Origin of the sequence: Cellulophaga sp. BC115SP (assembly GCF_009905545.1) — a bacterium.
Taxonomy (GTDB): Bacteria; Bacteroidota; Bacteroidia; order Cytophagales; family Spirosomataceae; genus Flectobacillus; species Flectobacillus rivi.
Genome location: NZ_JAAALB010000008.1, coordinates 213,329 through 221,486, shown reverse-complemented (window position 1 = coordinate 221,486; position 8,158 = coordinate 213,329). Strand labels below are relative to the sequence as shown.

Here is an 8,158-nt window from a genome sequence, read left to right as displayed (position 1 = left end):
CAAAGAGGCAAAGAGGCAAAGAGGCAAAGAGGCAAAGAGGCAAAGAGGCAAAGAGGCAAAGAGGCAAAGAGGCAAAGAGGCAAAGTTATTTCACAACAATCTAATGACCAATAAATTAGCTATATTTTTTTATTTTTTTGCCTCTGCTTTATTGAGAAAAATCACTCATTCACAATTCATAGTCAGTACTGTACGAAGGATTTTAAAACTGTCTATTTCGGATATCGGATGTGGGATTTCGGAAGTGAATCTTTTATATTTTGTAAAAAATAGAGGTATTTTACTTTATTTCAGAAATCAGAAATCCCAAATCCGCAATTATTAGAAATCCTTGGTACAGTCCTGATTCACAATTCATCATTCACTCATTCACAATTCACCAAATCACTCAATAAATATGGAGAATATCCTAGTCATCAGTCGTCATCCCGAAATCTTGGGTGTAGTGGTGCGCTTGATTAATCAACAGCCCGATTGGAATGCCATCGGAACATGTGTTGATCAAGACGCTCTACAAATTTTTCAGAAAGAAAATATAGCCTTAGTACTTTTAGGAAATGGCATTTTGCCAGACGAGGAGGAAAAACTAAGAGCTGAATTATTGGCTATCAATCCCGCAGTTTTGATCATCCAACACTATGGAGGAGGAAGTGGTTTATTGGTTTGCGAAATTCGCCAAGCACTTGAACATAAGGCCATTATTGGATAAACTATTCTAAGAATAAAATTTAAAATTCATCTCTTAGAATAGTTTATTTTACTGATTTTACATAAAATGAAAATTGTAAGTCAACGAAGGTATTGGCGAACCAAAAATCGTTAATTGATACGCTTTTATCCCAGCTTCGGTGCGTAAATACACTGAATAGGCATTTTTGCGACCATATAAATTATACACGGTAAAAGTCCAACTTCCCTCCCATCGGCGTTTGCGCATACTTGGATTTCGGATTGTCCATGAAAAATCCAAACGATGATAATCACTAATACGAGCATTGTTGCGATCCTGATAAAAAGGATAGGTCACGCCATCAAAAACTACAATCCCTGTAGGAACAGTAAATGGTCGTCCAGTATTATACACCATCGTAAAGCCAAATTCATGATGCGCTCCTTGCCCAATAATCAAGCTGGCGTTGAAGCTATGCGGTCGATCAAAATTATTAGCATACCATTTTCCACCATTGACTTGCTCCTCATATCGGTCGCTTTGCTTGATTTGATTCAAACTTCTTGAATAAGTATATCCTAGCCAACCCGTCAAATCACCTTTCTTTTTACTTAACATTACCTCCAAACCATAAGCCATACCTTTACCTTGTAATACCTGTGTTTCGAGATTTGGTTTTAAGACAAAATCTGCCCCAGGTTTGTAATCAAGTACATTTTCGTTGCGACGATAATATCCTTCCATCGAAAATTCATAGATATTATCCTTAAAATTTTTGAAGTAACCCAAAGAAAACAAATGACTACTTTGCGGACGAATATAGTCGTTGCTGGTAGCCCAACGCGATGTTGGCAGAGGCGTTGTCGTATTTGAAACCACCTGTAAATACTGGCGAATAAAGTTGTAGCCAAACTTCAGTGAAGATGAATTAGTTAAGGAATATTTTGCCGAAATACGTGGTTCAAGCCCGCCATAAGAAGCTATCACTTGTCCAGACCCATATTTTGTAGAATCAATTACAGTAAAATCTGAAAGTGGAACACCACTTTGGTAACGTCTTACAGTACCTGCTCCCATTGCCCAATATTGAGCATATCTTAAGCCCACAGAAACACTCAACTTAGAATTTACAGTCATTTCATCTTCTCCATAAATACCTGCCTCTATACTATTTTCATCTGGAATGGTAATAGGGTTTACACTTGTTGACGCATTAGGCACCAAATTCCCCGGACTGATTTTATACCAAATAGACGAAATCCCACCTGTCAACTTATGTTTTTCATTGGGATTATAATGTAATTCTGATTTGAGCTGACGATACAAAATTGCCGATGTAATATCTACAGTATTACTCGAATTTAACTGGGGCAACATCGTCTTAGGCTGATAATTTGTATAAATAGCCGACGTCTGCCAATCGAGTTGACTACTAAACAAATGAAACCATTTCAATGACGCATTTAAAGATTTGTAATCATACTGCGTAGACGTTGCGTTGATATTGTTGACTGTACCCAACAAATCCGTCTGGAAAAAATCTTTACTAAAATATCCTGAAAAGGTAAAAGTATTTTTCTGATTAGGTTGAAAGAAAAACTTCGTGGCAATATCATAAAAGTTTGCTCGAATATTTTTAAGACGCTCAGAACCCAACTGAAACAAAAAGTCATTAAATGAGCCTCTGGTAGACACCAACATGCTCAATTTGTTTTTAATCAAAGGAGTTTCGATACTCAAACGATTAGAAACCAAGCTTATTCCTCCACTTAGCTTTGTCTGTGTAAGACTAGGATTTTGTAGTGTCACATCCAACACCGACGCTGTTCTACCGCCAAATCTGGCAGGAATACCGCCTTTGTACAACTCTACACCGCTAACGGCATCGGGTGTAAAAACGGAAAATAATCCAAATAGGTGGGTAGGATTAAAAATGGGTGTATCGTCCAACAAAATCAACGTTTGATCGGTAGTACCTCCTCGGATATTTACCCCATTGGCGGCCTCTCCAACCGATGTCACGCCTGGCAACATTTGAATTCCTCTGAGTACGTCCACCTCTCCCATAATTGCAGGGATTTTTTTAATGGTTTTCATACTCATGGGCGTTACCCCCAAGAGTGTTCTATCTACGTTTTTGGTAGCACCTTGTGTCGATACAACTACTTCATCAAGTTCTTTAGCAATATTTAACAGACTAATGTCTAGTTTCAATTCAGCTTTTTTAAAAGTTATCCTTCTTCGAAAAGTTCTATATCCTACCATACTAATGGTTACCGTGTATTCGCCATAAGGCACCAAAGAAGAATAGCTCCCATCTGCTTGGGTATATACGCCTTGGTTATCAATTTTGACGGCAGCACTTTCTATAGGCTTTCGATCAAGAGAATCTATAATTCTACCTGTAAATGATGTGTACTGCTTTTTATTACCGCTTTGCGAATAACCTCCAAGCGACAAAAGCATAAATATGATGAGTAAAAAATGTTTCATGGTCATTTTGGTAGGGTTCAACAATTATTGTTGCCAACCTTTAGGTTGAATTGGCGTTCGATTTGCACTTGGGACACAGCCAGCAGATGGCGGCCTTGTAGGAGGATTAGAAGGTTCCTCCACAATAGAATGCCCAAAAATCAAAGCCATTGGCCCTACGGCGTCGCTTCGGTCAATCCAAAAACTATATTTTTGCACATTTGCGACACCAAAATATCCTACCACTTTCTCATCTGGATTTGATACATTCTGAATATTTCCAACAATCGCAGAAGGAGGTGTGTCGGCTAAGCCTCCTGTACCTTGAGTAAGCTGACGAACCAATTGGTAAAACTTATACACTTCTAGCGAAACACTAATTTGTTCAAGATTGACCAAGCAGCCATAGTCGTTGTAAAAAGGAATTTGAGCAACCAATTTATCTTTAATCAATTTTCCTTGAGAAGCCCTATCATCTTGAATCATGACTTTCGAATTATGCAAAATAGCATAGCAGGCAAACTCGCATGGATAATCATAATAAGACTTATTCAACCCACGAGGTGCGGTAACGCACGATTGCGTTTTGTAATCCAATACCGAGTTATTACAAGTTTTACAAAATGCCAGCTTTTCGTAATGAGTATATCTCCACAAATAAAAATTGTTTGCAGTTGGGTCGTCCTGAAAATCTACGTACAATTCTGTAGCGGAGGTGTAAGTTTTACCATCATTTGACAATACACTTTGTAAATTAAATTGCTTTTTGACTTTCAAAATCGGCGGGGTGGCATTGATTTTCTCTGGGGTTGACTGGTATTTGTCACCTGTTTTTAATTCAAATGCTAACCGATAGGAATAATTAGGATTTAGTTTGAAGTCAGGGAAAGGAATCAGTCTGCCCGAGGCTAAGATTTTCAGTGGGATTTCTTGTTTAGTTTCTTCCACTATCACAGAGGCTTTTACAACATCTGCATCTAAGATTTGAGCAAACTCATTGGAATAATTAGAATAGTAAATCTGAATGGTATCGGGAGCGGCTTGATTATCACTCAAAAAGCCTTCCACAACCAAATGTTTTCCATCTTTTTCAAAATCATATTCGTAAGGGTCTACGCAGGAACATAGCCCCACGGCGATAAGGACGACCCAAAAGTATAGTCGTAAGTAGTTTTTTTTCATAGAATGATAGTTTCTGAAGGTATTAAATTGGCTTGGGCATACCGAAAAATAGTATTGATCTATCTCTCAACGAGCCCGTTACACCGATATATTTCATTTTGCACTAAAGTGCAATCAATTGGATAGTTGGATACAAATGTACCCGAAAGGCTTATTTTATTTTTATTTTTTATTAAAAAATCACAAAAATCATTTTTCAACGAGTTATCGACCAAGTTTTTCGACAAAGCCTCATTTGTGAGTCTTAAATAATTTCTATTTTTACTCAGAAAAAAATTAAGTGTTATTGGTCTTTCGATATTTAAGACAGCCTGACACGCATGACGCAAAGCATTGCGTATCTACAAGCAGAAACAATTTTACTTTTGCTAAAATCATTCACTCAATTATCAACAGCACTCATCAACAATCCTATGAAAAAAATCTCATTACTACTTTTTTACCTTTTACCATTTGCCCTGTTTGCCCAAAAATTTAATAAAGTCGAGATTGCTCGATGGGAAAAGCAAGCACAACAAGTGCAAATCATTCGTGATAATTGGGGTATTCCGCATATTTATGGCAAAACTGATGCTGATGCGGTTTTTGGTTTGCTTTATGCGCAATGCGAGGACGATTTCAAGCGAGTTGAAATGAATTATATCGAAAAGCTAGGACGCCTCTCTGAAATAAAAGGAGAAAGCCAGCTTTATGAAGATTTACTTATCCGTATGGTTATTGACTCTTCGGAAGCAGTAGCTGATTATCAAAAGGCACCTCTTTGGCTTAAAACCCTACTCAATGCGCACGCCGATGCCATCAATTATTATCTTTACAAACACCCAGAAGTAAAACCTGCCTTGCTGACTCGCTTTCAACCTTGGTATTCGTTGCTATGGACAGATGGCAGTATTGGGGCTATCAATACTGCTGATGTTACAACCAACGATCTAAAAAGCTTATACGAAGGAAAAGACGCTTTAGGCTATTTTTACCAAAAACCTGTAGAAGAAGAAATCTTGACAGGCTCGAATGGCTTTGCTTTTTCACCCAAAATCACTGAATCAGGTAAGGCTATTTTGTATATCAATCCGCACGTAACCTTTTATTTCAGACCCGAAGTACACGTAATTAGCGAGCAAGGACTTAATGCCTACGGTGCAGTTACGTGGGGGCAGCTATTTGTTTATCAAGGCTTTAATGAAAAATGTGGCTGGATGCATACCTCTAGTTATACCGATATTGCGGATACATATCTTGAAAAAATTCAAAAGAAGGGTAACACTTGGGTATATCTTTATGAAGGCAAAGAGCGACCTGTAAAAATCAAAAAAGTAAAAATTGGCGTACTGAAAAATGGCAAAATTGAAGATAAAAACTTTGATGTCATGTACACACATCACGGTCCTGTAATGGCAAAGCGCAATGGACAATGGATTAGTGTGAAAGCCAATAACCGCTCGATGACAGGCTTGATTCAAAGTTGGCAACGTACCAAAGCCAATAGTTTTGCTGAGTATAAAAAAACGATGGATTTGTTGGCAAATACCTCCAATAACACAGTCTATGCCGATGCGGAGGGAAATATTGCTTATTGGCATGGCAACTATTTGCCAATTCGTGACAACAAATACGACTGGTCAAAAGCTGTCGATGGTTCTATTGCAGCTACCGAATGGAAAGGATTACACCCAGTAAAAGAGTCGCTACATGTTTACAATCCAACTAATGGCTGGCTTCAAAACTGTAATGCAACACCTTATACCGTAGCAGGAAGTAATAGTCCCAAACGTGTCGATTATCCGAAATACATGGCTCCAGATGGTGAAAATTTCAGAGGAATAAATGCAGTAAGAGTTTTGAGTAGCATTCCAAAGTACAATTTAGACAAAGTCATTGAAGCGGGTTATGATACCTATTTGGCGGCATTTGAAGTACTTGTACCTGCCTTGATAAAAGCGTACGAAAAAGAAAGTCAAAATAGCAACTATTCGTCTCTAGCCGAACCTATTGAACAATTAAAGCTTTGGGATTTTCGTACTAGCAAAAGTTCTATTCCGACGGCATTGGCAATCGAATGGGCCACAAGACTACAGTCTGCTATAGCCCGAGTACAAGTCAAAGATGAGCTAAAAGCCGATCAAGTAGGTCGTACTGAACAATATGTAGCCACAGCATCTACCAAAGAACTCCTAGACCCAATGCTAGAAACCATCCAAGACCTTCGTAACCGTTTTGGTACTTGGCAAGTTGCATGGGGCGAAATCAACCGCTTCCAACGTATTTCGAACGATATTGAGCAAAAGTATGACGATAGCAAAGCGAGTATTCCAGTACCATTTGCCTCTTCGGCTTGGGGGATGCTTCCTTCTTACACAGGAAGATATTATGGCACCAAAAAACGATATGGTGTCAATGGCAATAGCTTTATCTGTGTCGTAGAATTTGGAGAAAAAGTAAAAGCTAAATCTTTATTGGCAGGTGGTCAAAGTGGTAACCCTAACTCCATTCACTTCTTCGACCAAGCCGAAATGTACACCAACGGTCAATTCAAAGAAGTTCTTTACTACAAAGAAGACGTCATAAAATTTGCCGAAAGAATCTATAATCCAGGGAAATAATTATGAGTGGTGAATTGTGAATGGTGAATTTGGATTTGTCCTAAAGCATCAATTGTGGGTATTGATATTGGATTTCGGAGACATAGTTTTTTGAAAATACACTAAAATCCAAAGTGAGTACCTCAAAATTTTTGGCGCTTCAGCAAGAGTTCAAAATCAACTTACACTTATTCACAATTCTTCATTCACAATTCACAATTAAATAAAAAAGCATCAACAAAATTTGTCGATGCTTTTTGAAATCCCTAATACTTATCTCTCTCTATGAAACTAGAATTGAATAGTAAGGTTTTACACTTCTATCCACTTTCTTAAATATGTGTAATAAATACAGGTACTTTCAGATTTTGTAAAAGCTCTTCTGAAGTACTTTTATGTAATATTCTCGACAATACATTTCTGCCATACGATCCCATCACGACGATTGATGTACGATGTGTATTGATATAATTTGCCAGCATTTCGCCAGGATTACCGTGTGGTAATACTTCAAAATGGACTGTACTTACTTGTTTTTTCAGAAAATTCATAAACGCCTCCTCACGAGGAATTGTCATGGAACCTTCTTTTTCTGCCACAGATACTACTGTAAATTCTTTATAGCGCTTGGCAGGAAACAAGTACAAAAATTGTTTTATCGCAAAAACCGATGACGCTGAGCCATCATACGTCAAGGTAATGTGATGAATCGGGTCTGGGTCTTCTGGCACTACGATAACAGGGCATTCGGCATCTTTCAAAAGCTCTTTTACAAACTGATTATTGGCTTTTTGCTTTTCTTCGGTAAACGAAACCTCTCCTCCTACAATAATCACATCCGCAAAACGACTTTCACGTACCAAATCATAATCAGGAATACCCATGTCTTTTACAACCTCATAATGTGGGTAAAACTCCTTGCAATACCACTCAAACTGCTGAATATTTTTGTTGAGTTCTACTTCTTCTTCCTCTGCCAATTTCAACAAGGGACTTGCATCAAAATAGGGTTGACCTTCCAACACGGTAGCCGAAGCGCCATAGCGATAGTACAAATCGTGTAGAAAAACGCCCGTAATAACCGAGCCACTATCTTTGGCCAACTGAATGGCATAATTTACTGCTCCTTTAGAGAAATGAAGACCATCAAACGCTACGATAACTTTTTTCATGACCAATGCTGTTTAGGTTGAATTTCTATGTCAAAACTACAAAGCATTGTTTTATTACTAAATGACGCTAATCACTTCATTAT

The 8,158-nt window shown here is 38.0% G+C and carries 6 protein-coding genes; 3 read left to right on the top strand and 3 right to left on the bottom strand.

Annotation, left to right across the window (positions count from 1 at the left end; translation table 11 throughout):
• A partial coding sequence (locus GVN22_RS27725; protein WP_205690827.1) for a hypothetical protein occupies positions 1-325 on the top strand: 325 nt, incomplete at its 5' end.
• A gap of 72 nt (positions 326-397) precedes the next feature.
• Complete coding sequence (locus GVN22_RS09130) at positions 398-709, top strand: hypothetical protein (RefSeq protein ID WP_166550713.1); 312 nt, start codon at positions 398-400, stop codon at positions 707-709.
• A 57-nt stretch (positions 710-766) separates the two neighbouring features.
• On the opposite strand, the gene GVN22_RS09125 is transcribed toward GVN22_RS09130, so the two are convergent.
• Together GVN22_RS09125 and GVN22_RS09120 are read right to left on the bottom strand one after the other, a co-directional pair.
• Positions 767-3,163 (bottom strand): TonB-dependent receptor, encoded by a 2,397-nt coding sequence (locus GVN22_RS09125; RefSeq protein ID WP_166550712.1) that lies wholly within the window; start codon positions 3,161-3,163, stop codon positions 767-769.
• A gap of 24 nt (positions 3,164-3,187) precedes the next feature.
• A complete protein-coding gene (locus tag GVN22_RS09120; protein ID WP_166550711.1) occupies positions 3,188-4,324 on the bottom strand; it encodes a DUF4249 domain-containing protein in 1,137 nt (378 codons plus the stop codon).
• A gap of 320 nt (positions 4,325-4,644) precedes the next feature.
• Between GVN22_RS09120 and GVN22_RS09115 the strand changes: the two genes are divergently transcribed.
• Positions 4,645-6,924: a penicillin acylase family protein gene (locus GVN22_RS09115; protein ID WP_240915590.1), complete on the top strand. Its 2,280-nt coding sequence runs from the start codon at positions 4,645-4,647 to the stop codon at positions 6,922-6,924.
• A 311-nt stretch (positions 6,925-7,235) separates the two neighbouring features.
• Here GVN22_RS09115 and GVN22_RS09110 read toward each other — a convergent pair whose 3' ends face one another.
• Complete coding sequence (locus tag GVN22_RS09110) at positions 7,236-8,075, bottom strand: universal stress protein (protein ID WP_166550710.1); 840 nt, start codon at positions 8,073-8,075, stop codon at positions 7,236-7,238.
• Positions 8,076-8,158: the final 83 nt, after the last annotated feature.

Excerpts from the sequence above, each read along its gene's own strand:
- GVN22_RS09130 (WP_166550713.1), top strand. The coding sequence starts at position 398 with ATGGAGAATATCCTAGTCATCAGTCGTCATCCCGAAATCTTGGGTGTA.
- GVN22_RS09125 (WP_166550712.1), bottom strand. The coding sequence starts at position 3,163 with ATGAAACATTTTTTACTCATCATATTTATGCTTTTGTCGCTTGGAGGT.
- GVN22_RS09120 (WP_166550711.1), bottom strand. The coding sequence starts at position 4,324 with ATGAAAAAAAACTACTTACGACTATACTTTTGGGTCGTCCTTATCGCC.
- GVN22_RS09115 (WP_240915590.1), top strand. The coding sequence starts at position 4,645 with ATGACGCAAAGCATTGCGTATCTACAAGCAGAAACAATTTTACTTTTG.
- GVN22_RS09110 (WP_166550710.1), bottom strand. The coding sequence starts at position 8,075 with ATGAAAAAAGTTATCGTAGCGTTTGATGGTCTTCATTTCTCTAAAGGA.